This is a genomic window from Methanopyrus kandleri AV19, assembly GCF_000007185.1.
Lineage (GTDB): Archaea > JAADCQ01 > Methanopyri > Methanopyrales > Methanopyraceae > Methanopyrus > Methanopyrus kandleri.
The window spans coordinates 1,389,821-1,415,718 of the sequence record NC_003551.1 but is presented as its reverse complement, the minus strand read 5'-3'; the positions used below and the strand labels follow the sequence as shown (position 1 = coordinate 1,415,718).

Below are 25,898 nucleotides of genomic sequence, written 5' to 3'. Positions count from 1 at the left end.
ATCGCGGACAGGGGACACCGTTAAAAAAAGGACCGCAGCCGGACCGGCCGGGCCGTGACCATCCGCGCCCTCTCCCGAGGGCCGCGCCGATGAGGAGAACTTCCGGGGGCGAGCCCTCAGAACGGTTCCGCCTCCGGAATGGGGAGGTACGATTCGTCGATCACGGCACCGCGCCGGTGGGCGAGGAGTAACCGGTCGTCCGAGGTCACCTCGGTGCCGCCCACCAGGTCGTCGAACGCCGGCAGTACGAACCCCGGGCCCCGTCCCGAGACCTCGCCCCGGGTGAGCTCCTCGAAGTCGAGCTCCAGCTCGACGAGTACCTTCACCGAAACCCCCGGAACGGCGTCCGAGATCGGGTGCTCGTGACCGAACACCAGGAGGTCGGACCGGGAGAGCAACTCTGGATCGGGTTCCGCGTGTCCGTGGAGGAAGTAGAACCCGTCGATCAGGATCCCTCTGGTGCCCACGACCCGAACTCCGCGCTGATTCCGGAGGAGCTCCTCCACCAGGCCGTCGTGGTTCCCCTTGACCACGATCACCTCGTCCACGATCTCGAGCGCGGCGTCCACGAGTTTCGGGACGCCCCGGAACTCGATACGACTGGCGAACGGTACGTTGTGCTTGAGGTCGCCCACGATCACCAGGATCGAGGGGTCCAACGCCTCGAGGCATCTCCGGAGCTTCTCCACGCGGTCCTCGGTACGGTCCACAGCCCGTATTCCACGCCTGCGGAGCTCGATCTCCACGCCCACGTGCACGTCGGCCAACGCCGCGATGTCCTTGAGCATGATCACCTCGTGGTAGAGTTCCACCCATATTACCCCCGACCGACGTACCTTTCCAGCACGGGCACGCTGACGGCCCCCAAGGCCACGGGGATCACGAACGAGTAGAGACGGTCCAGGAGCAGGGCCGCCATCACCCGGCTCGGATCCGCCTCCAACACGGTTAGGACTCCGGTGGTCAGTCCTTCCACGATACCGAGCCCTCCCGGCGAAACCGAAACGACGGCGGACCCTCGGATCGCGACGGACATAACCAACGGGATCAACGGGGACGCCGTGGGCCAGACCGCCCAGGTGACGCAGTACAACCGGAGCACCCTGGCGGCCCATCCCACGGTGTACTGGAGTAAAGCCAATCGCGCTTCCTTGGACCGAAACAGCTGCACCGTGGAATCCACGAGCTCATCGACCGTTCCGACGGAGTACCCTACGCGGCGTACGAGCGCTTCGACGAGGTCGCGTACGCTCTCGTAGGCCTCGTGACACGTGCGTTCGGACGCGAACAGCGCCCAGAGCCCCGCCACGGCCACGGCGCCGACACCGTTCGCCGCAATCAGGTAGGGGGAGACTTCGGTGCAGCACCACACGATGGCGCATCCGAGCAGGATCACCGCCAGATAACCCGCGTTGCCCAGTACGATGTCGGCTACGATGGTGGGGATGACGGTAGCCGCCGACCATCCGAGTCGGATTCCGTAGTACACCCGGATGGCGTCGCCGAGTACTCTGGCGAGGGAAATCAGGTTGTTGACCATCAGTTTGACGCAGTACATCAGGAAGAGCTGTCTTCGGGATGGACGGCCGCCCAACGGCTCGAAGGTTTTCTTCCATCCTTCCACGCACGCCGCGAACCACAGTACCTCGCACGCGCCCGCCGCCAGGATCCAAGCGACGTCGGCCCGTTGGAGGGCTCTGAGGACCTCGTCCACGTCCGCGAGGTGGAACAAGGTGAGGTAAAGCGCTATCGCCCCTGCGACGGCCCCGAGAATGGTTTTGATGAGGAGCGATCTCTCCAAAGGGCGCTCCCCGATCGTTAGTTTCCTCGTAACGATTGTCGGTTTGGTGCCCCGGCCGGGATTTGAACCCGGGTCGCGGGATGTCTCCGGCCCGGACGGGCCTCGAAAGTCCCGCATGATATCGGCGGGCCCGCGGTCACCCGCGGGCCCTTGACCGAGCTACACCGCCGGGGCGTCCCCGCGTCCACAGCCGCACCTGAATCCCGATTACTTAAAGTTTTCGGGGGAATGGGGACGTGTCGGTGTGGGTGGATTTGAACGCCGTCGGATTCGTGACGATTCAGTCGGCGGTCACCGCGGACTGGATCAGGACCGGGGCGATTCACCGGGTTAGAAGGGCGGTACTCGGGAAGAGAGCGGGCACCGTACGTGTGATGCTAGTGACCGGGCTGCTGTCCATGTTCCTCACGAACGATGCTGCCCTCATCACCGTCCTGTCGCTGCTGGCTCCGGGCGCCCCGCCGACCCCATCGCGTGGTCCTCCCGGCTTTGGTTTCAGCCAACTCGGTCGGCGCCCTGACGCCGCTCGGGAACCCGCAGAATGCCATCATCTACTCGCACTACCGCGTGGATCCTGTGGACTTCTTCGTCACGCAGCTGCCGGTATGCGCGGCGCTCCTGGCGCCCGGTCTTCTATACGCGTGGGTTCGCGGTGAGCGGGTCGAGTCGGGCTCCGGGTCGGCTCCGAACGTCCTGGACGTGGCGGTGGTGATCGCGGCGGCCGGTTGTCTGCTGGCTCACGTCCCGGTGTACTTCTGGTTCCCCGCGGTCTTCGGCTACTACGCCGTTCTCCGCCCGCACGCCGTCCGAGAAGTGGACTGGGTCGTGATCGGCCTGCTGACGGTCGGAGTATTGGTTCCGAGCGTGATCGGGTCGTTGGGTTGGAACCCGCGGGTGGACGACCCGTTCGTGTGGTCCGTGTTGCTGTCCCAGGTCGTGAGCAACGTGCCGACTACCGTGTTAGTGGTGCCCATGACGGACGACTGGAGGGATCTGCTCCACGGTGTAACGGTCGGCGGCTACGGGACGCCGGTGGCCTCCGTGGCCAACCTGATAGCGTTGAGGGCCGCGGGGAGCCGCGGTGTTCTCCGCGACTATGCCGTGCTGCAGGGCTCATGCCTGATGTTGGGGGTCCTGTCGCACTACGCGCTGAGCTGACGTATGGCCTCCCCGAGGTCGGACGGCACGATCTCGCGCCGCCCTAGCACCCGGGCGTGGGCTTCCTCCTCGACGACGACGTAATCGTACCCCAGCTCCCGCAGGGCGGAGGCCTCGCGGAGCCCGTCGGTGACGGCGACGAACGTGGCGTCGACGTCGAGCTCTTCCGGCGCGACGGCATGGGGTATCCCGGTGATCAGCACGGAGTCGGGATCGAACTCCTCGATCTTCTCGGCCAGGAGCTCGCCGGTGACCGCGTACTCGTCCAGGGAACCGGTGACTTCGAACTCGATCCCTTCCTCCCGAAAAATTGATCCGATAACCTCCGCATCCCGCCGTACCTTGGGGAGACCGCTCTCCGGGGATAGGTTGGCTAGGACCCAAGCCCCACGCTTACCGACTTCGAGGACGGGGTCCGCGAAGAGGTAGGCGGTCTCCTTCTTCGCATTGAGGATGGCGAGCACGTCCTCGGAGGATAGCAGTACCCGAGCGACCTCGGACGGATCGTGCCCGGACCACGGTTCGAGGTACTCCCGACTGGCCATCCCGCGCCTACGCTCGAGCTCGGCCGCTGCCCTCATCAGTCTCTTCTGGCGTTCCACCTCCCCTTCTGGGATCACCCCGGCCTCCGCGGCCCGCTCTAAGGTCCTGATGACCCCCTCGGTGTTAGGTCCCATTCCGTTGTGCACCTCGACGGTGACGACGGTCGCGTCGACGTCTGCCTCCTCGACGGCGGCCTCGAGGTCTTCCCCAATGATGGACGAGACGCACGTTCCGACGACCCCGATCAGCTCCGGTTCGAGGCGCTCCTCCACGTACTCGAGGAGTTCGACGAGCTTTTCCAGGGCCCCGAACACGAAGTCATCCTCCTCCATCCCGGTCACGAACACCCGGACGCCGTCCTTCTCGAGCAGGCGTGCGGTCCGGAAGCAACATCCTTTAGGTCCGTGGAGCACCACGGCATCCGCGAGAAGATCCCGAAGCGTGTACATGGCTGCCGGGATGGGTCCAGGTCGTGGGTGCCACGTGCTCAAACTCCATCACCCTCTCCGAAGGGGGTCTCCCATGGCTAAGATCCGGAGGTTGGTACTGGACGTTATGAAGCCGATGGAACCCGATACCACGGAGCTGGCGCGCTCGCTGGCGAAGCTGGAGGGAGTCGACGGCGTCAACATAGTCCTGGTCGAGGTGGACCGCGACGTCGAGAACGTGAAGGTCACGGTAGAGGGACCGGATCTTGACTTCGAGCGGATAAAGGACCTGATCGAGGACATGGGAGGCGCCATCCACAGCATAGACGAGGTGGTAGCCGGATCTCGGATCGTCGAGGAGGTAAAGACACCACAAGACGACTAAGGGTTAGTGTCACCGTTGAACCGGAAGGAGCTGCTGAGGAGGGTGCTTAAGGAGGCTCTGGCGACCGGGCGCTACATGGCGTTGGGATCCATGGACGGTGTACTGGCGAGTATGGGTGCCGTGCTCAGCGTGGTGGCCCGTGGCGGTTCGGCGCAGGACGCGGCGAGCGCCGGGCTCAGCGTGGCGGTGGCGCTCGCCCTCTCCAACGGGTTCGGCTCTTATCTGGGTGAAAAGATCGAGGAACTGCGCGAGATCCGGGAACTAGAGCGTCAAATGATAATGAAGCGGGGTGGTCTGGAACACACCCGCGTGCACGATCTGGCTCGGATCCGGATCTACACGAGCGTGGTCTCCCACGGAGGATCCAGTTTCATGGCCTCCATGGTGCCGATACTCCCGGTGCTGATCATCAAGGATCCGAAGTGGAGCGTGATCGCCTGCACGTGCGTCTCCGGGATCTTCCTGTTCCTGCTGGGGGTCTACCTGGGACGACTCTGTAAGGAGAGGAAGAAGGACCTCATCCTGCGCGGGTGCGAGACCGCCGCCATCGGAGGGTTGGTGGGTCTCGTGACTCATTTCATGGGAGCGCACTGAAGTGACGTGAAGAGCCGGTAAAGCTCCTCGTGGTCCGGTCCCGCTCGAACGAAGTCGTAGGGGACGTCTTCGGGACCGTCGGGTGGTCGGTCGGGCGATATCGAGACACCATGAGACCTCATCGCACGTGCCCACGCCCCTGGACTCCTAGCGTTCCACAGTACTTCCTCTAGGATCCGGGAGACGTCCACGTCCCCTCTGGACAGCAGACACTGGGCGCGGGCTAACTCGGGGTCTTCGAACGATACGCGTCCCCTGAATTCCCGCTCGAACAGCCGGTATCGACGGTTGATCTCCCGTGCGGACAGCATCTCGGAGTACTGCAGCGGTGTGCAGGCCTTGGGGATCAGGGGGTTGACGCTGACACGGACGTCGGCGAGTTCCGCGCACTCGCGGGCCAGCCGCGCCGATGCCACGGTGTCCTCCTCGGGGGGGAATCCCGGGATCCCCACGATGAAGTACAGCTTCACCCGCATACCGAGTCTTCCCGCGTCCTCCACGAGTTCGAGGAGGTGATCCCGATGCAGGGGTTTGTTCAGGAACTCGAGGACGTCCTCGGACCCCGACTCCGGGGCCAACGTGAGCGTTCTGACGCCCGCTTCCCTGAGTTCGGGTAGCAGCTCGGGATCCAGGTCGTTGATCCTGGTGGACGGTAGTGAGACCTCGAGATGTCGCTCGAGGCATTCTTCCAGTATTTCCTCGAACTCGGGATGTAGCGTCGGGGAGGGGGAAATCATGGCCGCGCGGTCGTAGGGAGACTTCTCGACGTCCTCGAGTACTTCTAGGAGTTGCTCGACCGGACGGTGGCGCATGTGTCCCGCGGTGAAACCCCCTAGGCAGAACGCGCATCGGTAGGGGCAACCCCTCCCCAGCTCCACAGGGTACGCGCGGAGACCGGTGTGTTCGGTGTCTTCCGGGGCGAAGGCGATCTTCGGGGGCTCCGTTCCGCCGAGATTGTTCACCGTCACTCGATCGACGGTGCCGGGGTACTCCGGGACGTAGAAACCCGGGAGGTCGGCCAGCTCCTCCAGGGCGTCGCGGCGATCGCGGGCGGTCAGGATGGCTTCGATACCCTCTTCCAGACCCGCTTCCGCCTCCCCGACGTAGAACACGTCGACGTACGGTTCCAGCGGTTTAGGATTCACCGTACAGGGGCCGCCGACGAGCACCAGTGGGTCGTTTTCGTCGCGGTCCTCGCGCCTGAGGGGGATCCCACCCATGACCAGGGCCTCGAGCATGTGGGGATAGTCGAGCTCGAACTGTAGCGAGAAACCGACGATATCGAACTCGGACAGTGGGGAGCCCGTTTCCAGGCTCACCAAGGTGCGGTTCGGATCGAGGGATTTGTAGGCGTCCGTCGGCACGTACGAACGCTCCACGGAAACTCCGGGGATCCCGGCGAGTATCCTGTGAACGATGTGGAATCCGAGGTTGGAGGCCATACCGCGGTACTCGTTCGGGTACGTGAGGCATACGCGGAGGTCGGCGCCCGGGCTCGGCTCGACGGCGAGGAGCTCCCTCATTCGACCACTGCCCTCACCGACGGCATCTTGAGCTCGATGACCGCGAAGGGTGTCGGCTCGGCCGGAGCGAGGAGGAGCGTCTCAATGTCGGTGTCCTCGAGCTTCAGGAGGATCTCCCTGTTGCCTACGTAGACGACACTCCGGTCTTCCAGCTTTATCAGCCCGTACCCCGAGACGTACACGTAGACGGATCCGCCCCTGGTGGCCACCGGAATCCACGCCTCCTTCTTACCGTCCACGTACACCGTCAAGGCCTCGGCGCGGTCGGGGGTCGCGGACAGAACCGCGGTCACCCGGATGTTGACGTCCGGGCCCTCCACCTTACGCTTGACCGTGATGTTTCGGAACGCCAGCCGTATCTCCGAGTCCGTGGCGTTCCCCGGCTTGATCCCGAGCTGTCGAGCCAGTTCAGTCGGGACCATGAGCAGGTTATCACGGCCCGCGCTCTCGACCCTGTACTCCCCCCGCTGGTAAACGAGGACATCGTCGGGCTTCAGGTCCAGCACCTTGAGGACGTTCCTCCCCATCTTCAACTCACGACCGTACTGCACCACGTACGGACCTTCGGCTTTGACCTCCCGTTCTCCCCAGACGACCTTCCTGGGTAGCGGGTTGACCTCGACGCGGTCGTGGGCGATCTGTATCGACGAGAACATCGCACCGACGAGCACGGCGACGACCGCCAACGACATGATCACGGAAGCGTGCATGTGGAGGAACGGGCGGAGGATGCGCCGCTTCTTACCCTCGACGCGGAGGAGCTCGTAGACGAGTTGGGCCAGGGAGAACAGTGCGATCCCCAGACCCAGGATCCCCAGCGCCAGCACGCTCGCCAACGGGAGCTCCGTGTAGAACAGGGTGGCGAGGGCCAAGGCGAGCAGGGACACGCCCAGGTTCATGCGGTTGAGCGCTTTGCCGACGTTCCACCTGAGGACGACACGACCGTACTTATGGGCCCGATCCAGGATCGTCCGGACGACCTGGAGGGCCATCCGGTGGAGTCGTTCCAGGGGTTGCATCTCGTGCTTGATCTCACCGATGTCCACCTCCTCGATCCTGGCGCCGAGGGCTACGGCGTCGAGGATTATACCGATGTCCACACCGTAGTCCGGCTCGAAGTCGACGCGCTCGAGCAGCTTCCTACGGGCGCAGATCTGTCCGCTGAGCGGTTGCTCCAAGTGCGCGACCTCCGGGAAGAAGAACCTCAGTAGGGGTTTGGCGGTCAGGAGCGTGACCCTGCCCGCCTTGCGCTTGAACTTGGTCTTGACGAGATCCGCCTCCCCCTCGAGTACGGGCCGGATCATCTTCTCGATCATCTCGGGTCGAATGTTCTTGATGTCGGCATCCACGAAGGCCACGATCTCGCCGGAGGCGTGTTTTAGCCCGGTTTTCATCGCCTCTCCCTTGCCGCGGTTTACCGAGTGCGAGATCACGATGGCGCCGGCGGCTTCGGCCTCTTCCGCGGTCCTATCCTCACTACCGTCATCTACAACTATTACCTCGTTAACCAGGTCGCATTCCTTCGCGGCCCGAACTACGCGAGCTACAGTCTTCTCTTCGTTGTACGCCGGAATCACCACCGAGACCTTTTGCGGCCGCTTCTTCCTCTCCCTGAACAGTGCCAGGGCGGTGAGTACTAACAGCGTCAGTCCTCCGTCGAGCACTTGAATCACCCGCGGGGAGTGATCTCGTTGCCGAGGAGCCTCGTGCTAAAAAGGATCGTCGGCGACATCGCCGCGTCGGAGCACCCGGGGAAGGTAATGAGGAAGTGGCGGAAGGTGTTCCACGCTTCACAGGTCGAGGTCGCCAGGCGGATGGGCGTGTCACCGTCGGTCATCAGTGAGTACGAAACTGGGAAGACTAAAGCCCCTCGGGTCGACACCGTGCGGAAGTTCGTGGAAGCACTTATAGAGATCGACGAGGAGCGCGGTGGTAACATCGTCTCCGCGCTCGAGAACGTCCTGTTCAGCGAGGAGTTACTAGTCACCTTAATCGGCATCGGTGAGTTCCCCTACCCGAGAAAACTCGAAGAGGTCTATGAAGCAATCGAGGCGGAACCCGTGGTCCATCACGGTAACGTGGATGTGTTCGGGTACACGGTGATCGACAGTGTGAAGACGATACTGGAGGTCCCCGCACGGTCCCTCATTCGGGTGTACGGGGAGTGCCCGAACAGGGTATTGGTGTTCACGAGGATCGACCGAGGGCGCTCCCCGATGGTGGCCATCAAGGCGGCGGGGGTCAAACCGAGCGCGGTGGTACTACATGGTATTGATAAAAGTGAGGTGGATGACATTGGAATCAAGATCGCGGAGGTAGAGGGTATCAATCTGGCCACGACTACCGAGTCCATTTCGAGGATCTCGAAAAGGCTTAAGGAGCTTACCGAAGTTCAGCCGGGGGATCGTGGTTGATACCTTCGGAGCGTGTCGGGATCGTCGGGTACGGTGCTTACGTTCCACGGTACCGGATTAAGGCGGAAGAGATCGCGGCCGTTTGGGGAGATGACGTCGATTCCATCAAGTCGGGGCTGATGATCGAGGAGAAGAGCGTCCCATCGGAGACCGAAGATTCCGCCACTATCGCCGTTGAAGCCGCGAAGAACGCCGTGGCACGGGCTGAGATAGATCCCAAGGACATAGGTGCGATCTACGTGGGATCTGAGTCACCACCTTACGCCGTCAAACCCACCGCCACGATCGTAGCGGCCGCCATCGGAGCGACGCCCGATCTCACGGCGGCCGATTACGAGTTCGCGTGCAAGGCCGGAACAGCTGCCATCCAAACGTGCGCGGGTCTCGTGGCTTCGGGTATGATCAAGTACGGGCTCGCCATCGGCGCGGACACGGCTCAAGGGGCTCCGGGAGACCCGCTGGAGTACACGGCGGCGGCCGGTGGAGCCGCGTTCGTGATCGGGAGGAAGAAGCTTGTCGCCGAGATGGAAGGCACCTACTCGTACACCACGGACACTCCGGACTTCTGGCGCCGAGAAGGGCAACCTTATCCGCGTCACGGCGGCAGGTTTACCGGTGCCCCGGCGTACTTCAAGCACATCATCAGGGCTGCCCGTGGACTGATGGAGGAACTCGACTTGAGCCCCGAGGACTTCGACTACGCGGTGTTCCATCAGCCCAACGGCAAGTTCCCGAGGAAGGTCGCGCGCAGCCTGGGGTTCGAGCCCGAGCAGGTCGAGCCGACCATCGTCGTCGACCGAGTAGGTAACACGTACTCGGGGTCGTCGCTGCTCGGGTTCACGGCGGCACTGGACCGCGCCGAGCCAGGTGACCGCATCCTGGTCGTCTCGTACGGTTCGGGTGCGGGTAGCGACGCGTTCAGCTTCGTCGTGACGGAGCGTATCGAGGAGGTCCGGGAGAAGGCCCCGCTGCTGGAGGAGTACCTGGAGGATCGCGTGTACGTGACGTATGGAGAGTACGCGAAGATGAAGAAGAAGCTCAAGTTCTGAGGGGATGGTGTGCGTGCGTTTCCGTCGGGACGTCGCCATCGTCGGCGTGGGTATGACGAGGTTCGGAGAGCTGTGGGAGCGGTCCTTCGACGACCTGTTCGTGGAGGCCGGGTTGGAGGCCCTCGAGGACGCGGGCATGGGAGGCGACGAGATCGAGGCGATGTACGTCGGGAACATGAGCGCAGGTCGCTTCATCGACCAGGAGCACGTGGCCTCGTTGATCGCGGACCGGTCCGGTCTGACACCTATCCCGTGTACGCGGGTCGAGGCGGCCTGTGCCTCCGGCGGCCTGGCCGTGCGTCAGGCCATCCTTGCGGTGGCCTCCGGGATGTACGACATCGTGCTAGCCGGCGGCGTCGAGAAGATGACCGACGTGACCACGGAGGAGGCGACCGCGACGTTAGCCACGGCGGCGGACCAGGAGTGGGAGGCGTTCCACGGGGTCACGTTCCCCGCCCTTTACGCGATGATCGCCAGGAGGCACATGTACGAGTACGGAACTACCCGGGAGCACCTGGCGCTTCCGCCGGTGAAGAACCATCGCAACGCCACCAAGAACCCGAAGGCTCAGTTCCAGTTCGAGATCACGGTCGAGCAGGTAATCGAGAGCCCGCTCGTCGCCGACCCGCTCCGGTTACTCGACTGTTCTCCGGTGTCGGACGGTGCCGCCGCCGTGATAGTCTGCCCACTCGAGATGGCCAAGGAGTTCACGGACACGCCGATCGTGGTGCGCGCGACGGCCCAGGCCTCAGACTCCATCGCGCTGCACGACCGCGAGGACATCACCACGCTGAAGGCCACGGTCGAGGCCGCGAAGACCGTGTACAAGCAGGCGGGTGTGGAGCCCGAGGAAGTGGACGTGGCCGAGGTGCACGACTGCTTCTCGATCGCGGAGCTCGTGGCCGTCGAGGACCTGGGCTTCGTCGAGAAGGGAGAGGCCGGTGAAGCGTACCACGAGGGGATGTTCGAGATCGACTCCGATTACGTCGCGGTGAACCCGAGCGGTGGGCTGAAGGCGAAGGGACACCCGGTGGGCGCGTCGGGCGTCGCCCAGGTGGTCGAGATCGTGGAGCAACTGAGAGGAGAAGCCGGGAAGCGCCAGGTCGACGGCGCCGAGATCGGGCTCACTCACAACGTTGGAGGTTCGGGAGGTACCGTGGTCGTCCATATCTTCGAGCGGGCCGATTAGGGGGGATCCGTCGTGGGTGGCGTACCCCGCTTCTGGCGGAGCATCGACAACAGGTACCGGTTGGTCGGGACGAGGTGCAAGAACTGCGGGGAGGTGTTCTTCCCGCCGCGTGTGGTCTGTCCCAACTGCCGCAGCGACGGCGAGATGGAAGAGGTACAGCTCTCGGGTCGGGGCGAGGTGTACACGTACTCGGTGGTGCGCGTGCCGCCGGAAGGTTTCGAGGACAAGGCGCCCTACGTCGTGGCGATCGTGAAACTGGAGGAGGGACCGCTGGTTACGGCGATGATCGTGGACTGCGAGCCCGGCGAGATCGACGTAGGCACGCCGGTGGAGGCCGTGTTCCGCCGTATCAGTGAGGACGGTGAGGACGGTGTGATCTACTACTCGCTGGAGTTCCGGCCGGTGCGCGAGGAGTAACCACGCTCCGTCACCAACCAATCGCCCACCATCCGGGTCCGCGAGCTCCCCACGATCAGGATGGACCGCATATCGATCCTGTCGGCCAGGTCGCGCAGCTCGCGAACCCGCACTACCTCGACGCTCTGCCTCTCGCGGTAGGCGTTCCGGACTATCCCCACCGGCCTGTCCTCTTCCACTATCTCCTCGAGGACGTCGACGAAGGCTTCGAAGATGTGCCTACGCTCGGAACTGTTCGGGTTGTACACGACCAGGACGAAGTCGGCCTCGAGGGCCGCCCGGACCCTCTCCAGTATCTCCTCCAGCGGTACGAGGTGGTCGCTCAAGCTCACGGCCGCGAAGTCCAGCATGAGCGGCGCACCGAGCAGCGCGGAGGCCGCGCAGGCCGCCGTGACCCCGGGTACGACCTCGACCTCGACGCCCTCCTCGACCGCGATCGGGAGGACGACGCCGGCCATCCCGTAGACGCCGGGGTCTCCACCACTGACGAGGGCCACCTCGAACCCATCGGCCGCCAGCCGTACGGCCTCCCGCGCCCGGTCGAGTTCTTCCCGCATGCCGTACCGCTTTATCTCGACGTCTTCCGGTAGGATCTCCTCGATGAGGTCGACGTACGTCCGGTACCCCACCACCACGTCCACGTGCCGTAGCACTCTCTGGGCCTTAACCGTCATCAGATCCGGGTCTCCGGGTCCCGTTCCGACCACGTACAGCTTGCCCACGATCATCACCCCGCAACTCCACGATCTCACCGCGCTCGGGGTCTACCACGAGCCCCGCCTCTTCTCTGCTCCCCGCCTTAACCCCCAGCAGCTTCAGGTACCGGATGAGCCCCGGATGCGGCGACTTCTCGATCCAGACGCCCCGTTCCAGCGCCTCTACGATCTCCACGATCTCGTCCCGGTACCGGCGTGGGTCCACGCCCAGAACGTCCAGCACGTCCTCGGCCGACGGGCGGGACTCCGCCTCCGCGGCGGTGAGACCCGATCGACGGCCGCCCAACCATCCCGCCAGCGCGACGGAGAGCTCGTCCCCGCCCCAGTGGTGGCCGGAGAGGCACACCACCTCTCGGGTGGGCGTCACGACCACGACCACAGGGTCCTCACCCTTCTCCCGCAGTCTTAACGCCCGGGTCGCGATCCCCGGTGAACACACGTACACTAGCGCGTCCGCGTCGGGATCGAACCCCAACCGGTTCTCGACGTCAACTTCGACATTCAGGAGCTCGAAGAACTCCAGAACGTCGTCGAGCACCGGGAGATCCCGGAACTCGTAGACCACGACGCGGTCTAGACGACGTTTCGGCGAGAATCCCAGCCCCGTCATCTCCGCACCCTCCTCGCGTACTCCTCCGAGTATAAGTGAGACCTCTTCCCCTCCTCCTTCAAGACGTCACCCACGATGATCAGGGCGGTCCTATCGATACCCTCCTCACGCGCCTTCTCAGCGATGTCTCCTAGCGTACCCAGGATCACCTTCTCCTCGGGTGTGGACGCCTTGTACACGACGGCGGCCGGGGTATCCTCGTCGTACGCGCCTCCGAGCAGTGACTTCACGATGCGCTCCAGGTAAGCGGCCCCCAGGAAGATCACCATCGTGCAACCGTGCTCCGCGAGCTCGGAAAGCGACTCACCTTCGGGCTTCCCGGTCCTCCCGGCCGGGCGGGTGAGTATCACCGTCTGACTGATCCCGGGTTTCGTCAGCTCCTCACCTAGTGCCGCTGCGGCGGCGTTGACGGAGCTTACGCCGGGGATCACCTCGTAATCCACTCCCCGTCGTCTGAGTTCGCGGACTTGTTCGTACAGTGAGCTGTAGACGAAGGGATCTCCCGAAACTAGTCGTACCACGGTACGGCTGTCCTCCACGGCTTCGACCATGGTCTCCACCAGCTCCTCCAGTGTCTTGCCGTGACTGTCGATGAGCTCGGCGTTCGGGGCCCATTCCTCCACAGACTCACGAGGAATCAGCGAACCGGGGTATATCACGAGGTCAGCCCGTCGAAGCACCCGTACACCCTTCAACGTCATCAGCTCGGGGTCGCCCGGACCGGCGCCGACGAAGTAGACCTTCGTCACGGACATCCCCCTAACGTTACGTCACTCTTAACGATGGGTGAGGGGAGAGGGAACTACACGCGGATGCGCCGTGTCATCGACGCGATGGCTCCGACCACGACCAAACCGAGGCCGATCAGCGACGCCACGAAGACCATGTTGATCTCGTTGCCGCTCACGATCGCCGGGGGCACTGCGACCGTTCTGGGTGACGGTGGTCCCACCGGCACGAAAAGGGACGATTGGACCATTCGGAACGCGGCGTACGTGAACGACGCCAGGAACGTCAGCATCCCGATGTGGAGTACGACTCGGCCCTTATCCCTGGCATGAATGGCGTTCCGAAGGGAGATCAACGAGAGGGAGCCCACGATTATCACGAAAAGTAGGGTGGCGACGGCCAGCTCGCCCGCTATCAGATCGCCCTGAAAACACATCGGAATCACATACAGTGACGGTTTGTACTCAACACCTGCACTCTTATACACAGGCACTTTGAGTACCACCTGAGTGTATTTTCCGGTGAATGCCTCAGAAGTCATACTACGTTCCCCCCGCGGAGCTAAATTATCGGAGGAGTGTACTTGAATGAATACATCAGGAAGTTAAACCTCGTGAACAGTGCTAAGGTGGACTTCACTATAGAATCCGGTAACTGGGCCCTCTCCACGAGTTCACGGTACGTTTTGAATCCGGGTTTGATCTCCCTGAATACCCTAAGTGCATACACCTTATTCACTTTTGACTCACCAGTAATTGCCTCGATAGCTGGCTCATCCACATCACGTCTTACCGTTATCTTAGTGAATTCTAATGGTTCTATCCAATCAAGAAGTCTATCTCTAATCAATATACCGTCCTTTTTCTCCGTAATAGTAGTATCAATTCGCACCCAATGTTTAGGTCTATCAAGCAATTCTGATAATCCTTTGATACTCGCCCTGTATCTCTTCTTTAGCACATCCTCCGTAATGTTGAGCGCGCTCTCGTCATATATATATGCGTAATTCGGGGACATTATATTGCGCGCATTCACCCATTCCGATATGTCTTTCATGTAAGTGAGATCGGTGTACGGTATCCGACGTCTCCCGCTGCTCGATATGTATACGATCTGTCTCTCGTCGATAGCGAAGATGGAGAAGTAAGAACCGTTTAACTCGACTTTTCCCGGATTGTCGGCCAGTAGGATGGTGTTTAATAACTCCCACGGTGTGCCGGTACCGTTGACGGCGTTCACCCTCACGACAACGATCATGTCGAGGAGGGAGGATACCATATCCTCACCGAACTCCAACAGTGATACCAATTCAGCGTCTATGATGTTCTCCTCATACTCTAAGGGGACGTTGACGGACTCATCCAGGATCATAGGCAGTTGCCCGAACGTCATCTCGTTGATGGCCCGGAGGACATCCTCGTCTACGCATATCGTGATCCCATAGGATAACATCAATTGGGCGAGGGTGGCCCTGTTCTTGACGGGGACGGGCAACGTCGGGACCCCTGTAGGGGCTCAGCGGATCCCTTTAATCTCGATATCATCAATTTCATTAGTTCCGTTGTAGGTGGGCTGGAAGAGCAAGGTGTCAAGGCCTTCCCGTAACCCCTCCCCTTTAATCGCAACGGTCCCGATCACGGGTGGGGAGATACCCAGTGCCCTCTTGACGAGTTCCCCGACCTGCTCCGGCGACAGGGCGTCGGGGAGGTCCTGCTTGTTGGCGAAGACCACGACGCGATGCGGGTTCTTCACAACACTTTTCACGATATTGTATATCTTAACCGCCTTGTCTATGCGTGGATCGGCCGAGTCGATGACCAGGATCATACCGTCGGCGTTCCGTGCCCCCAGACGCATCACGAACTTGAATCGCAGGTGTCCCGGAACGCCAAACATGTATACCCCCTCGTAGTACTTGCACTTCCCGAAGTCGATCCCCACGGTCTTCCCACGGGGCGATACCGTGGTGAACTTGTCGGATAGCTGCCGGACCACAGTGGTCTTGCCGGCGTCCTCCGGCCCGATCACGGCTATCTTAACCTCCCGATCCTCATTACTACCGCTATCTTCCGAAATCATCCAACCCCCTCCGGCGCCCGTGATCGTACTATATAAACCTTCACAACAGGTTAATTGGGGGATCCGGATGAAAACCGGTACGTGGCGTGTGAAGACCGGGTTCGCGCGCATGCTGAAAGGAGGCGTCGTGATGGATGTGACCAACGTCGAGCAGGCTCAGATCGCAGAGGATGCCGGTGCGGTCGCGGTGATGGTGTTGGAGAAGGTCCCTGCGGACATCCGAGCCGCGGGCGGCGTCGCCCGTATGTGCGACCCCGCCAAGATCGAGGAGATCATGGACCACGTGACCATCCCCGTGATGGCCAAGTGCAGGATCGGACACGTCGCCGAGGCGCAGGTTCTGGAGGCGATCGGCGTGGACATGATCGACGAGTCGGAGGTCCTCACGCCGGCGGACGAGGAACACCACATCAACAAGTGGGAGTTCGAGGTGCCGTTCGTCTGCGGCGCCAGGAACCTGGGTGAGGCGCTACGTAGGATCGCCGAGGGCGCCGCGATGATCCGGACGAAGGGTGAGGCGGGCACGGGTAACGTCGCCGAGGCCGTCCGGCACATGAGGATCATCCGGCGCGAGATCTCGGAGCTCACCCGACTGGACAAGGAAGAACTCTACGGGAAGGCGAAGGAGTACGGGGTGCCGTTCGACCTCGTCGCAGAGGTCGCGAGCCTGGGCAGGCTGCCGGTGGTGAACTTCGCCGCGGGCGGTATCGCGACGCCGGCCGACGCCGCCCTGATGATGCAGCTAGGTGCCGACGGAATCTTCGTGGGATCGGGCATCTTCAAGTCGGATAGACCGCAGGAGATGGCGGAAGCTATCGTCGAAGCGACGGCCTACTACGACGACCCGGAGGTCGTGGCGGAGGTGTCGAAGAACCTGGGCGACGAGGTGGCCATGCGCGGGCTGGAGATCTCGGAGATCCCGGAAGAGGAGAGGATGCAGCTGCGTGGTGAGTAACTCCCCCGCTCGGAAACGCGGGTTCCCATCAGGTACGGCGGGTACTGGTTAGATTTAACGGACCGCCTCCGCGTCCGACCGGGGCGCCGACGTGCTGGGTAAGGGCAGACCGTTGGTCGTACGCGGGCGCACCGTGGAGCAGGTGTGGCGGCAGGCCGTCACCGGGATCAAGGTACACGGCGAGAAGGTGGAGAGGGAGCGGGGTCCGGTCAAGGAAGTACGCGGCCTGATAGCACACCTCGAGCCCTCCGGACCGGAATCCTTCGATATCCCGGACGATTACCCCCTCGACGAGCACTCCGTGCGGGCGTACGAGGATCAGCTGCTCGATCCCGAGCTACGGGGTTTCGAGTACACCTACGGTCATCGGCTCAGGCGGTACTTCGGCCTGGACCAAGTGACCAAGATAGTGGAAAGGCTCTCTGAATCTAATAACACTAGGAGAGCTATCGCCGTAACCTGGGATCCACGCCGGGATCTCGACGAGGAAGAGGTACCCTGCCTCACCGCACTCCAACTGCAGTCCGACGGAGGTAGTGGTCTCGAGCTCCACGCGTTCTACCGCTCGTGGGACGTGGGGAAGGCGCTGGTCGCGAACATGATCGCCCTGAGAAGGTTACAAGAGCACGTGGCGGAGCGGGCGGGGCTGGAACCGACGACGTTGACGGTGTATGCCGCCAACGCACACGTGTACGAGGAGGACCTCCCGGACTTACCCTGAAGTCATCCGGCCCTCGCGGCCTTCGGCGGCTAGTTCTGCCGGAGCCTCCGACCCATCCGCACCCTCGTCGGTCCTACGGTCGCTTCCCACCGGTACGGTATCGACGCACTTCATAGCCATCAGTATGGCTCCGGGCACGTCTTAAGCCGTGTCATCTATCGGGTGAGGTCGGGGGTACCGTAGCATGAGTAGAAAGAAGAGCCTCGTCGAGATGGCGGACCTCCACGGATGAGCCTGTAAACTACCCCAGGGAGACCTGGAGGATCTGCTGAAGGGCGTCGAGCTGCCGGAGGAAGGCGGGCGCGTGGAGGTCGGTGTCGGCGACGATGCCGCGGTGATCCGCGTGGACGGCGGCTACGTGATCCAGTCGGTGGACTTCTTCACACCGATACACCCGGACCCGTACACCCAGGGACGGATCGCCGCGAACAACTCCATCAACGACGTCTTCGCGATGGGAGCCACCGAGGTGCTCTCCGTCCTGGTGGTCTCGGGGTTCCCGAGGGAGCTCCCGGAGGAGGATGCGCGTGAGATGCTGCAGGGGTTCGCGGACCAGTGCCGCGAAGTGGACGCACTGATCGTCGGCGGACACACGATTATGAACCCATGGCCCATCCTCGGCGGCTGCGTCACGGGGTTCGCCGAACGGTACGTGACGGTCGGTGGGGCCGAGCCCGGGGACGTCCTGTACCTCACGAAACCGCTCGGCACACAGCCGGCGATGGCCGCCCTGAGGCTGCCCGAGGACGTCCGGAAGCAGTTCCTGACGGACTCCGAGCTGGAGGAGGCCGTTGACCTAGCCGTCGAAGTGATGACTGAGCCACTCAAGGACGCGGCGGAGGCCGCGCTCGAGGTCGGGGTCCACGCGATGACAGACGTCACCGGGTTCGGGCTCAAGGGGCACGCGGGTGAGATGGCGGAGGCCAGCGGCGTCCGCGTGGTCATCGAGCGACTGCCGGTGATCCCGGGGACGACGGAGCTCTCACGGGCGCTCGGGTACGGGCTGGAGCGGGGCGAGTCGGCGGAGACGGCCGGGGGGCTTCTGGTCGCGGTGCCGGAGGAACACGCCGAGGACCTGGAGGATGCGTTTGAGCGGCGCGATGTTTGGTACCGACGGATCGGCCGCGTCGAGGAGGGGTCGGGCGTGGAGGTCCGTGGGGACGTGGAAGAAGTGGAGGATTACCCGTGACCCCGCCGGGGAACCCCGTAGGTGTGGGGACCCGGCGGGGGAGGGCCCGCCACGCGGCGGGCTACTACCTGTGGTATATACGGACTGCCCGGCGCTCCCGCTCCTGATTCAGGACCTTCTGGATGTGCTTCCGCTCGATCTTCTCGGCACCCTCACGTAACGCCTCGAGGAGTGCGCGTTTGAGCACCCTCTCCTTGATCTCCCTGTGTGACATCCCACCCGTACGGGCCGCGATGTACCTCGGATCGACGTCGAGCGGCATAGGTAGCTTCTTCGCGTAGTATCGGACCAGCTCCTCGCGCTCGCGCTTATTCGGTAGTGTGAACTCGATCTCGTACTCGAACCGGTTCCTCACCGCGGGATCCAATATGTCGGGCTGGTTGGTGGCCGCGATGAACACGACACCCTCGCCCTCGTTCTTGAGCCGGTCGAGGTTCGTGAGCAGCGCGTTCACACTCTCCACCACGTCCCCCCGGAGCTCCTGGTACCGTCGGTCGAGCGCCAACGCGTCGATCTCGTCGAGGAAGAACACGCAGGGTGCCGCCTTACGGGCCCGCGTGAAGGCCCTCCGGATCCTCTCGCTGGCCTCACCCACGTACTTGCCGAGGATTTCGGCCGCGTTCATGTGGAGGAGCGGAACCTTCGCCTCCCCAGCCACGGCCCTCGCCGTATGGGTCTTACCCGTGCCCGTGGGCCCGTAGAAGAGGACCGTCTTCGGGGCCCAGTCCCGGAACTCCTCCGGGTTCTTGAGGTACTCGACGAGGAGCGAGCACGCGCGTTTGGCCTCCTCGTGCCCCACCACGTCGTCGAGCGTTAAGTTCGGTATCTCCATGCGGTCCTCTTCGAACCGGGTGCGGAGGACGAACCTGGTGGAGGACGTTATCCGGCCCATCCCGGAGGGCACGACGCGCACGACCTTGAAGGCGTAGCTGTGAACGACGCCGGTGTCGAAGAGTATCGTACCCTCCCGCACGACCTCGCCTAACCACTGCTCACGAGCGTACGCGTTGAAAGCTTCCAGCGAGTCCACGACTACCTCCTTACCCATCCCCGGCTCCCGTACGGGGTAGCCCAACGGTTTTAACTCGACGAGCTTGGCGTCCGGGACCGGATCACGGGGTTCGGCGGGGATGCTAAGCCCCCCGGTCGCCTCCTCCGTGAGAACTGCCTTTTACGAACCCGTAATTAACTTCGCCGGGGGTGGGACGCGTGTCGCGGTTCAGGGCGTTCATCTCGATCGATATAGAGGACGAGGAGGTCGTGAACCGGATCGTCGAGGTGCAGGAGCGGTTGAAGGCCTCGGGAGCCGACCTGAAGCTGGTGGAGCCGGAGAACGTGCACCTCACGCTCAAGTTCCTGGGTGACATCCCCGAGTCGCGCGTCACCGATGTGGTCAACGCGATGGAGAAGGCCGCCGAGACTGTCGAGCCCTTCACGATGCGGCTGAAGGGGATCGGGGTGTTCCCGAACCCCAACTACGTGCGCGTGGTGTGGATCGGCGTGCAGGAGGGGTCTGACGAGACCAAGGCCATGGCCGCGGTGCTCGAGCAGGAGCTCGGTCGGATGGGGTTCCGGCGGGAGCGGAAGGACTTCGTGCCCCACGTGACCGTGGCCAGGGTCCGGAGCGGGCGCAACAAGGGCCGGCTGATCGAGGCCATCCGCGAGCTCTCGAACGTGGAGGTCGGTGAGGTGGAGGTCGACCGGATCCGGCTCAAGAAGAGCATCCTCAGGCCTCAGGGTCCTGAGTACCACACGGTCGAGGAGGTCGAGATCTGAACCGATGTGCCCGGCGCGGCGTCGTTCCGGGCGTCACGCCCCGAGGAGATCGGGATTCGGGGGATCGGGACTTAACCCTCATAAGCCCGGCACTGGACGATCGGTGCCCACGTTCGCTCCTTCACGATAATCGCTCCAGTAGCCCGGCGGGGCGGGTTCGGTGAGCCTCGAAGAGGTCCTCGACGAGATCAGACGAGAGGTCACGCCGGACCCCGAGGAGCGCGAGCTGGTGGAAGGCTTCGCACGTAGGATCCTGAGCGAGGTTAGGGACAGGCTGAAGGAGCGCGACCCCGACGCCGAGGTCGAGCTCATCGGCTCGGTAGCCAGGGACACCTGGCTGCCGGGCGCCTCGGACGTCGACGTGTTCTGCGTGTTCCCGAAGGACCGCGACCTGGACGAAATCGTGGAGGTCACGCTGGAGGTAGGACGCGAAGCCATCGAGGCGCTCGGCGGGGAGGCCCGGGAGGAGTACGCGCATCACCCTTACATCGGGGGCGAGGTCGAGCACCGGGGTCGGACCTTCGAGGTCGACGTCGTACCCTGCTACGATACCGAACCGGGCGAAGTTATCACCCCGGTCGATCGCACGCCGCACCACAACCGCTACGTCGAGGAGCACCTGGAGGACACTGTCGAGGCGAGGCTGCTCAAAGCTTTCGTCAAGGCGATCGACGCGTACGGTGCGGAGGTCCGCGTGAAGGGGTTCTCCGGCTACCTCTGCGAGCTTCTCGCGATCCACTACGGGTCCTTCGAGGAGGTACTCCGGGAGGCCGTGAGGACCTGGAGGCCCGGCTTCGTCATCGACCTCGAGGGGTTCGTGGGTGAAGTTTACGAAGACTACGACGAGGTAAGGGAGACGTTCGAGGATCAGGACCCAGCGCTGATCGTCCTAGACCCCGTGGATCCCGAGCGCAACGTGGCGGCGGCCCTCTCAAGGCGCCAGCTCACCCGCTTCATCCTGGCGGCCAGGGCGTTCCTAGGGGATCCGTCGCCCGAGTTCTTCCGGGGGAGGAAGCCCGAACCCGTGAGTGGAGAGAAGGTCAGGGATTGGTTCGAGAGGAACCCCACCCACGTCGTCGCGATCGAGGTTCGGCTGCCGGATGAGGTGGAGGACATCTACTGGCCGCAGCTGGAGAAGACGGCTAGGAGCCTCAGCAGGGTGCTGGAGAACGAGGGGTTCGAGGTGCGTCGGTGGCACGTCATGCGAGACTCCGAGGAGGAGCATGGGTACGTCCTGTTGGAGTTCGAGCACGGAAAACTGCCCGAGCTCGAGTGGCGCGTGGGCCCGTCGGGTTGGGTCCGGGAGGACAGGGTCCGCGGGTTCGTCCGCGCCCACGGGAGGTTCTGGGTGGAGGAGGACGGAAAGCTGGCGACTCGGGCCGAGCGCAAGTTCGTACGTCCTGAGGACCTCCTGGGGCGTCTGGAGGGCGCCGACCGCCAGACGCTCCTGTCCCACGGTTTCGGGAAGGACCTAGCGCGGTCTTCCGAGGGTGAGGTGAGGCTGCTCTCCGCCGAGGAGCTGGCCGAGCTGGCCGATCGGGACCCGGAGCTGGGTAAGGCCCTGGCCGAGTTCATGCGTGGCGACCCGCTCTCCGAGCTCGTGCGGGACCGCCTGTGACCCGACCCCAATTTTGACGGCTGACGTTTCCAAACCGTGGCATTTATCATGCTATCCCTGCGGTCGTGATAAGGGGGTAGCACTTGGCCACCGTGGCCGTCCTCGGCTTCGGCAACCAGCGCCTGTACGAGAGGATCGGCGCCGCCGAGAAGCTGGGTGGGGAGCCACCCTTCGGCGGTGCAGCCATGGCGATCGAGTTCGCCGAGGCGGGCCACGACGTCGTACTCGCGGACCCGAACCTGAGCGAGCAGGACCCCGAGCACGTGGACCGGGTCGCCGACGCCGGTGTTGAGTTGACCGAGGACGACGCCCAGGCCGTCGAAGGGGCCGAGATGGTCGTCCTGTTCACACCGTTCGGCGCCACCGGTGGCATCATCCGCGAGATAGCCTCGCATCTGGAAGAAGGGGCCGTCGTTTGTCCCACCTGTACGTCTTCCGCTTTCGAGATTCACGAGAGCCTGTACGAGGCCGGACTGGAGGTGCCCGAAGCCGTCGGCGTGATGCCCGCACACCCAGCGGGCATCCCGGGCACCGAGAACCACCGGGCCTACATCACCGCCCGGGGTACGGGCAACGGCACCGTCCTCGCCACGGAGGAGCAGGCGGAGCTCGTCGAGGAGGTATTGTCCTCCACGGGCAAGGAGGTCTTCGAGCTCCCGCACGTGGAGCTGGTATCGGTGGTCGGCGACCTCAGCGTCGTCCTATTGAAGCGCGTGATCGAGGCGCTGAAGGAGTTCTGCGCGGTGAAGGCGCTCGGCGCACCGCAGGAGATGATCGACCGCCAGGCCATGATGACCCTCGCGACGCTCGCCGCGCTGATCGAGGCTGGCGGGATCGGCGGGCTGCTGGAGACGCTCGACGAGGAGGCGATCGAGGCGTCGTACTCGAACATGGAACCGTTCGTCGACGGCGTAGAGGAGCCCGAAGGAGAACCGGTCGAGCGGTTCGTCGTGCTACCGGGCGAGGCGACACGGGAAGCCGTCATCGAGCTAGTGGGCGAGCGAGGCTGGAGGACGGTGAGAATGAGGGCGTGGGTGGATCTGTACAAGAAGCACTGAAGTTTACTCCTCCAGCCAGATGCCCGGCCTGAGCGGCCGGGCTCCCGCCTTCCTGTCCTCCGGTCCCGGAGCTTCCTCCGGGTCCGTGTGGATCACCACCTCCGAGGCGCCCGTCTTGTCCGTGAGGGCCCGCCCTGCGGCCTCCAGGAACTCTGTCAGGGCCTCCCTGAGTGCGTCCACGTCGACGTCCTCCGGCAGATCCTCCTTCGTCAGCTCCTGCACGATCTTCGCCACCTCGTCGCCCTTCTCCCTGAGCCCCTCGTCCTTCATCAGCTCCGACATGACTTCCCCGAACTCCTTGTCCTTCAGGATCAACTCCAGCGCCCGCCACTGCCACTCCGGCGCCAGGTACACGTGCAGCGTGTACCCGGGTTCGGCACCGATCACCTTCTCCACGTCGCGGACGTCCTCGATCAGCCGGTCCAGGACCTCCTTGGCCACGGAGAGCTCAGGCTCCTCCGGGTACTCCGACGGATCGGGCCACTCCTCCTCCAGCAGGAACGAGTCCTCGCCCAGCACCTCTCGCCACAGCCGGTCGGTCGCGAACGGGATCACCGGGTGGAGCAGCTTCAGCCAGTCCTCGGCGATCTCGCCCAGTATCTTCACGTGTCCCTTCATGGCCTCGTACTCGCGGAGCAGCTTCATGACGCCGTAGAACGCCCGGTTGTACGCCCGCCGGATCTGGAACCCCTCGAGGGCCTCCGTGGTCTCCTCGACGACCTCACGGAACTCGTGCAGGAACCACCGGTCCACGGCGTCCTTATCCTCCACCGACTCGTCGGCGTGGTCCCGGATCAGGGTCTCGAACCGCTCCAGATGCCGCTGAACGCCTCGGACGTACTCGTCCCTCCAGTCGAAGTCCTGCCAGGGTTCCGCCGAGGTCGCGAGGAACAGCCGCACCACGTCCGGACCGTACTCGTCGAGCGCCTCGGACAGGAGGACCACGTTACCCTTGGACGAGCTCATCTTCTGACCCTCGAGGAGACCCATGCCGAACACGACGATACCCTTCGGCCACTTGTCCTCCGGGAACAGCGCCGCGTGGTGGAAGATGAAGAACGTCAGGTGATTCGTGACCAGGTCCTTCGCCGAGAGCCGCCAGTTCAGCGGGTACCAGTACTCGAACTCCTCGCGCATCGCCTCGAGCTCCTCGACGTCCAGCCCGGCCTTCTCGGCGATCTCCTCCGGGTCACCCTCGCCCAGGAAGACGTAGTCGAACACCTCGGGCGGGAGCTCGCCCTTGCCCTTCAGCCGGTGCGCGATCGTGTAGTACGCCATGTACACCGTCGAGTCGCTCAGCGGCTCGACGATCCAGTCCGGGTCCCAGGGCAGCGGGGTGCCCAGGCCGACCCTACGCGCGCACGCCCAGTCGTCCAGCCACTCGATAGTATCCTCGAAGTTCGCGCGCACCTCCTCCGGGACGATCTCCATGCGCCCGAGCAGCTCCTCCGCCCGCTCCTTCCACTCCCCGTCCGAGTACCTCAGGAACCACTGGTCCTTCAGGATCCTGACCACGCACTCGGTACCGCACCGGCAGATCACGGGCTTCTCCGAGAAGTCGTACATGACGTCCGCGTCGCCCGACTCGATCAGGCGCGACTTGATCTCCTCCCGCGCCTCCCGCACCGGCGTGCCCTCGAACTCGTCGACTACCATCACACCCTTGTGCAGCTCCGCCCGGTAGACCTCCTGCGTCGCCTTCTCGAGCTCCGGGTCCGTCTGTGACTCGATCCCGTGCTCCTCCAGCGCGTCGTAGGCCGGGAACTCCCCGTAGCCCTCCACCTCGATGACCTGCACCGGCTCGAGCTCCTCCACGACCGACGGGTCCACGCCGTACTCCTCGAGGACCGACGGGTCCTTCTTCAGGTCCTCGAGCGCGGCCGCGTCCGCCGGGGCGTGCGCGGGCACCGAGTAGACCACGCCGGTTCCGAACTTCGGGTCGATGAACTCCGCCGGTAGGACCGGTAGCGCCTCGCCCGTGACCGGGTTCACGACGCTCTCGCCGATCAGCTCCTCGCCCCGCACCGTGTCCACCTTCTCCACGCCGTCCTTCTGGTGCCTCAGGTTCCGGTAGGCTTCCTCCGAGACCACCCACCGCTCGCCGTCCACCTCCACGACCAGGTACTCCTCGTCCGGTTTCACCCATACGTTCGTCGCTCCGTACAGCGTCTCCGGTCGGAACGTGGCCGCCACGAGGATCAGGTCGTCGCCCTCGACCGGGAACTTCACGAGGGTCAGCTCCTCGATGGTCGCGTCCTCGCCCTCCAGGAGGTCGTGGTCGCCCACAGGGTTCTCGCAGTGCGGGCAGTACCGGACGGGATGCTCGCCCTTGTCGACGAGGCCTTTCTCCCGGAGCCTCAGGTACTGCCAGGTGATGAACGAGCGGTACTCGGGGTCGACCGTTGTGAACTTCCGGCGCCAGTCGATCGAGTAACCCATGCGCTTCATGTTCTCCTCGTACTCGCGCGCGAAGTACTCCACGATCGCCTCCGGCTCCGTGAACTTCTCCAGCTCCTCCTCGGGGACCCCGTAGAGGTCGCGGTAGAGCCGGATCGTGTCCTCGTCGCCCTCCTTGATCCGCTCCGCGATCCCTACCACGGGCGTACCCGTCACGTGGAAGGCCATCGGGAACAGGACGTTGTAGCCCTGCATCCGCTTGAACCGCGCGTAGATGTCCGGAACCAGGTACGTCCGCGCGTGACCCACGTGCATCGAACCCGACGGGTACGGGTACGCGACCGTGATGTAGACCGACTCGCGGTCGTCCGGATCCGCCTCGAAGAGGCCCGCTTCCTCCCACTCCTTCCATTGGCGCTCCTCTGGGCGCTCGGCCAACTCGACGGCCCCCGGCGGGGACCGGTCCACCCGTTTAAAGTGTGCTCGCGGCTCGACCCGGAGTAACGCAGAACTACCGGGGTTCCGTCCGAAGAGGATCACGTGAGCCGT

26 protein-coding genes and 1 tRNA gene are annotated in these 25,898 nt (G+C 63.7%); 13 read left to right on the top strand and 14 right to left on the bottom strand.

Annotation, left to right across the window (positions count from 1 at the left end; genetic code table 11):
* Positions 1-116: 116 nt before the first annotated feature.
* The 3 genes from MK_RS07430 to MK_RS07420 form a co-directional block, all read right to left on the bottom strand.
* On the bottom strand, positions 117-812 hold the full coding sequence (locus MK_RS07430; RefSeq protein WP_011019756.1) for a metallophosphoesterase: 696 nt from the start codon (positions 810-812) through the stop codon (positions 117-119).
* A 5-nt stretch (positions 813-817) separates the two neighbouring features.
* On the bottom strand, positions 818-1,801 hold the full coding sequence (locus tag MK_RS07425; RefSeq protein WP_011019755.1) for a lysylphosphatidylglycerol synthase transmembrane domain-containing protein: 984 nt from the start codon (positions 1,799-1,801) through the stop codon (positions 818-820).
* A 44-nt stretch (positions 1,802-1,845) separates the two neighbouring features.
* Positions 1,846-1,975 (bottom strand) — tRNA-Glu (locus tag MK_RS07420).
* Positions 1,976-2,215: 240 nt separating this feature from the next.
* On the opposite strand from MK_RS07420, the gene MK_RS07415 reads away from it, so the two are divergent.
* Positions 2,216-2,959: an SLC13 family permease gene (locus MK_RS07415; RefSeq protein ID WP_011019754.1), complete on the top strand. Its 744-nt coding sequence runs from the start codon at positions 2,216-2,218 to the stop codon at positions 2,957-2,959.
* Here MK_RS07415 and cfbD read toward each other — a convergent pair.
* Positions 2,944-3,993 carry a Ni-sirohydrochlorin a,c-diamide reductive cyclase catalytic subunit gene (gene cfbD, locus MK_RS07410; RefSeq protein ID WP_011019753.1) on the bottom strand — a complete coding sequence of 350 codons (1,050 nt, stop codon included), beginning with the start codon at positions 3,991-3,993 and terminating at the stop codon, positions 2,944-2,946. The two genes, MK_RS07415 and cfbD, sit on opposite strands and share 16 nt — an antisense overlap.
* A gap of 31 nt (positions 3,994-4,024) precedes the next feature.
* Here cfbD and MK_RS07405 point away from each other — a divergent pair, with 31 nt between their 5' ends.
* The gene (locus MK_RS07405) at positions 4,025-4,315 is read left to right on the top strand and encodes a DUF211 domain-containing protein (protein ID WP_011019752.1); all 291 of its coding nucleotides are present in this window, start codon (positions 4,025-4,027) and stop codon (positions 4,313-4,315) included.
* Positions 4,316-4,330: 15 nt separating this feature from the next.
* Entirely contained in the window at positions 4,331-4,909 is a 579-nt protein-coding gene (locus tag MK_RS07400; protein ID WP_148679801.1) for a VIT1/CCC1 transporter family protein, read from the top strand.
* On the opposite strand, the gene MK_RS07395 is transcribed toward MK_RS07400, so the two are convergent.
* On the bottom strand, positions 4,888-6,432 hold the full coding sequence (locus MK_RS07395) for a B12-binding domain-containing radical SAM protein (RefSeq protein ID WP_011019750.1): 1,545 nt from the start codon (positions 6,430-6,432) through the stop codon (positions 4,888-4,890). The two genes, MK_RS07400 and MK_RS07395, sit on opposite strands and share 22 nt — an antisense overlap.
* Positions 6,429-8,096: a glycosyltransferase gene (locus tag MK_RS07390; RefSeq protein ID WP_011019749.1), complete on the bottom strand. Its 1,668-nt coding sequence runs from the start codon at positions 8,094-8,096 to the stop codon at positions 6,429-6,431. The genes MK_RS07395 and MK_RS07390 overlap by 4 nt, the downstream gene beginning before the upstream one ends.
* A gap of 27 nt (positions 8,097-8,123) precedes the next feature.
* Here MK_RS07390 and MK_RS07385 point away from each other — a divergent pair, with 27 nt between their 5' ends.
* The 4 genes from MK_RS07385 to MK_RS07370 are packed head-to-tail and all read left to right on the top strand — an operon-like array spanning position 8,124 to position 11,501.
* Positions 8,124-8,846, top strand: coding sequence for a helix-turn-helix domain-containing protein (locus MK_RS07385; protein ID WP_148679799.1), 723 nt, complete (start codon positions 8,124-8,126; stop codon positions 8,844-8,846).
* Complete coding sequence (locus MK_RS07380) at positions 8,843-9,895, top strand: hydroxymethylglutaryl-CoA synthase (protein ID WP_011019747.1); 1,053 nt, start codon at positions 8,843-8,845, stop codon at positions 9,893-9,895. The genes MK_RS07385 and MK_RS07380 overlap by 4 nt, the downstream gene beginning before the upstream one ends.
* A gap of 4 nt (positions 9,896-9,899) precedes the next feature.
* A complete protein-coding gene (locus MK_RS07375) occupies positions 9,900-11,084 on the top strand; it encodes a thiolase domain-containing protein (RefSeq protein WP_011019746.1) in 1,185 nt (394 codons plus the stop codon).
* 12 nt (positions 11,085-11,096) lie between these two features.
* A complete protein-coding gene (locus tag MK_RS07370) occupies positions 11,097-11,501 on the top strand; it encodes a Zn-ribbon domain-containing OB-fold protein (protein ID WP_011019745.1) in 405 nt (134 codons plus the stop codon).
* Here MK_RS07370 and cobJ read toward each other — a convergent pair.
* Genes cobJ through MK_RS07340 form a run of 6 tightly spaced genes read right to left on the bottom strand, consistent with a single transcriptional unit; the run spans position 11,465 to position 15,635 of the window.
* Positions 11,465-12,223 carry a precorrin-3B C(17)-methyltransferase gene (cobJ, locus tag MK_RS07365; protein ID WP_158295981.1) on the bottom strand — a complete coding sequence of 253 codons (759 nt, stop codon included), beginning with the start codon at positions 12,221-12,223 and terminating at the stop codon, positions 11,465-11,467. The two genes, MK_RS07370 and cobJ, sit on opposite strands and share 37 nt — an antisense overlap.
* On the bottom strand, positions 12,165-12,827 hold the full coding sequence (locus MK_RS07360) for a hypothetical protein (RefSeq protein WP_148679798.1): 663 nt from the start codon (positions 12,825-12,827) through the stop codon (positions 12,165-12,167). The genes cobJ and MK_RS07360 overlap by 59 nt, the downstream gene beginning before the upstream one ends.
* A complete protein-coding gene (cobM, locus tag MK_RS07355) occupies positions 12,824-13,582 on the bottom strand; it encodes a precorrin-4 C(11)-methyltransferase (protein ID WP_011019743.1) in 759 nt (252 codons plus the stop codon). The genes MK_RS07360 and cobM overlap by 4 nt, the downstream gene beginning before the upstream one ends.
* Before the next feature lie 47 nt (positions 13,583-13,629).
* The gene (locus MK_RS07350) at positions 13,630-14,097 is read right to left on the bottom strand and encodes a hypothetical protein (RefSeq protein ID WP_148679797.1); all 468 of its coding nucleotides are present in this window, start codon (positions 14,095-14,097) and stop codon (positions 13,630-13,632) included.
* Between the two features lie 20 nt (positions 14,098-14,117).
* The gene (locus MK_RS07345; RefSeq protein ID WP_011019741.1) at positions 14,118-15,050 is read right to left on the bottom strand and encodes a hypothetical protein; all 933 of its coding nucleotides are present in this window, start codon (positions 15,048-15,050) and stop codon (positions 14,118-14,120) included.
* A 21-nt stretch (positions 15,051-15,071) separates the two neighbouring features.
* Positions 15,072-15,635, bottom strand: a complete 564-nt coding sequence (locus tag MK_RS07340; RefSeq protein WP_011019740.1) for a GTP-binding protein — start codon at positions 15,633-15,635, stop codon at positions 15,072-15,074.
* A gap of 67 nt (positions 15,636-15,702) precedes the next feature.
* Here MK_RS07340 and pdxS point away from each other — a divergent pair, with 67 nt between their 5' ends.
* The 3 genes from pdxS to selD all read left to right on the top strand — a co-directional run bounded on the left by pdxS (position 15,703) and on the right by selD (position 18,500).
* Positions 15,703-16,590 (top strand): pyridoxal 5'-phosphate synthase lyase subunit PdxS, encoded by an 888-nt coding sequence (gene pdxS / locus MK_RS07335; protein ID WP_011019739.1) that lies wholly within the window; start codon positions 15,703-15,705, stop codon positions 16,588-16,590.
* Positions 16,591-16,681: 91 nt separating this feature from the next.
* Positions 16,682-17,311, top strand: a complete 630-nt coding sequence (locus MK_RS07330) for a thymidylate synthase (protein ID WP_011019738.1) — start codon at positions 16,682-16,684, stop codon at positions 17,309-17,311.
* 184 nt (positions 17,312-17,495) lie between these two features.
* Entirely contained in the window at positions 17,496-18,500 is a 1,005-nt protein-coding gene (gene selD, locus MK_RS07325) for a selenide, water dikinase SelD (RefSeq protein ID WP_011019737.1), read from the top strand.
* 64 nt (positions 18,501-18,564) lie between these two features.
* Here selD and MK_RS07320 read toward each other — a convergent pair whose 3' ends face one another.
* Positions 18,565-19,548 carry an AAA family ATPase gene (locus MK_RS07320; protein WP_148679795.1) on the bottom strand — a complete coding sequence of 328 codons (984 nt, stop codon included), beginning with the start codon at positions 19,546-19,548 and terminating at the stop codon, positions 18,565-18,567.
* A 161-nt stretch (positions 19,549-19,709) separates the two neighbouring features.
* Between MK_RS07320 and thpR the strand changes: the two genes are divergently transcribed.
* From thpR to MK_RS07305, 3 genes are all read left to right on the top strand, one after another.
* Positions 19,710-20,276: an RNA 2',3'-cyclic phosphodiesterase gene (gene thpR, locus MK_RS07315; protein ID WP_011019735.1), complete on the top strand. Its 567-nt coding sequence runs from the start codon at positions 19,710-19,712 to the stop codon at positions 20,274-20,276.
* 160 nt (positions 20,277-20,436) lie between these two features.
* Positions 20,437-21,894: a CCA tRNA nucleotidyltransferase gene (gene cca, locus MK_RS07310; RefSeq protein ID WP_011019734.1), complete on the top strand. Its 1,458-nt coding sequence runs from the start codon at positions 20,437-20,439 to the stop codon at positions 21,892-21,894.
* A 92-nt stretch (positions 21,895-21,986) separates the two neighbouring features.
* A complete protein-coding gene (locus MK_RS07305) occupies positions 21,987-22,952 on the top strand; it encodes a H(2)-dependent methylenetetrahydromethanopterin dehydrogenase-related protein (RefSeq protein ID WP_226988746.1) in 966 nt (321 codons plus the stop codon).
* A 3-nt stretch (positions 22,953-22,955) separates the two neighbouring features.
* Here the strand turns inward: MK_RS07305 and leuS are convergent, their stop codons facing one another.
* On the bottom strand, positions 22,956-25,787 hold the full coding sequence (gene leuS / locus MK_RS07300; protein WP_011019732.1) for a leucine--tRNA ligase: 2,832 nt from the start codon (positions 25,785-25,787) through the stop codon (positions 22,956-22,958).
* Positions 25,788-25,898: the final 111 nt, after the last annotated feature.

What these genes read in the sequence shown, in the direction of transcription:
- MK_RS07415 (WP_011019754.1), top strand. Translation starts at nt 2,216, where the DNA reads ATGCTGCCCTCATCACCGTCCTGTCGCTGCTGGCTCCGGGCGCCCCGC.
- MK_RS07405 (WP_011019752.1), top strand. Translation starts at nt 4,025, where the DNA reads ATGGCTAAGATCCGGAGGTTGGTACTGGACGTTATGAAGCCGATGGAA.
- MK_RS07395 (WP_011019750.1), bottom strand. Translation starts at nt 6,432, where the DNA reads ATGAGGGAGCTCCTCGCCGTCGAGCCGAGCCCGGGCGCCGACCTCCGC.
- MK_RS07375 (WP_011019746.1), top strand. Translation starts at nt 9,900, where the DNA reads ATGGTGTGCGTGCGTTTCCGTCGGGACGTCGCCATCGTCGGCGTGGGT.
- MK_RS07360 (WP_148679798.1), bottom strand. Translation starts at nt 12,827, where the DNA reads ATGACGGGGCTGGGATTCTCGCCGAAACGTCGTCTAGACCGCGTCGTG.
- cobM (WP_011019743.1), bottom strand. Translation starts at nt 13,582, where the DNA reads ATGTCCGTGACGAAGGTCTACTTCGTCGGCGCCGGTCCGGGCGACCCC.
- MK_RS07350 (WP_148679797.1), bottom strand. Translation starts at nt 14,097, where the DNA reads ATGACTTCTGAGGCATTCACCGGAAAATACACTCAGGTGGTACTCAAA.
- MK_RS07340 (WP_011019740.1), bottom strand. Translation starts at nt 15,635, where the DNA reads ATGATTTCGGAAGATAGCGGTAGTAATGAGGATCGGGAGGTTAAGATA.
- pdxS (WP_011019739.1), top strand. Translation starts at nt 15,703, where the DNA reads ATGAAAACCGGTACGTGGCGTGTGAAGACCGGGTTCGCGCGCATGCTG.
- MK_RS07320 (WP_148679795.1), bottom strand. Translation starts at nt 19,548, where the DNA reads ATGGGTAAGGAGGTAGTCGTGGACTCGCTGGAAGCTTTCAACGCGTAC.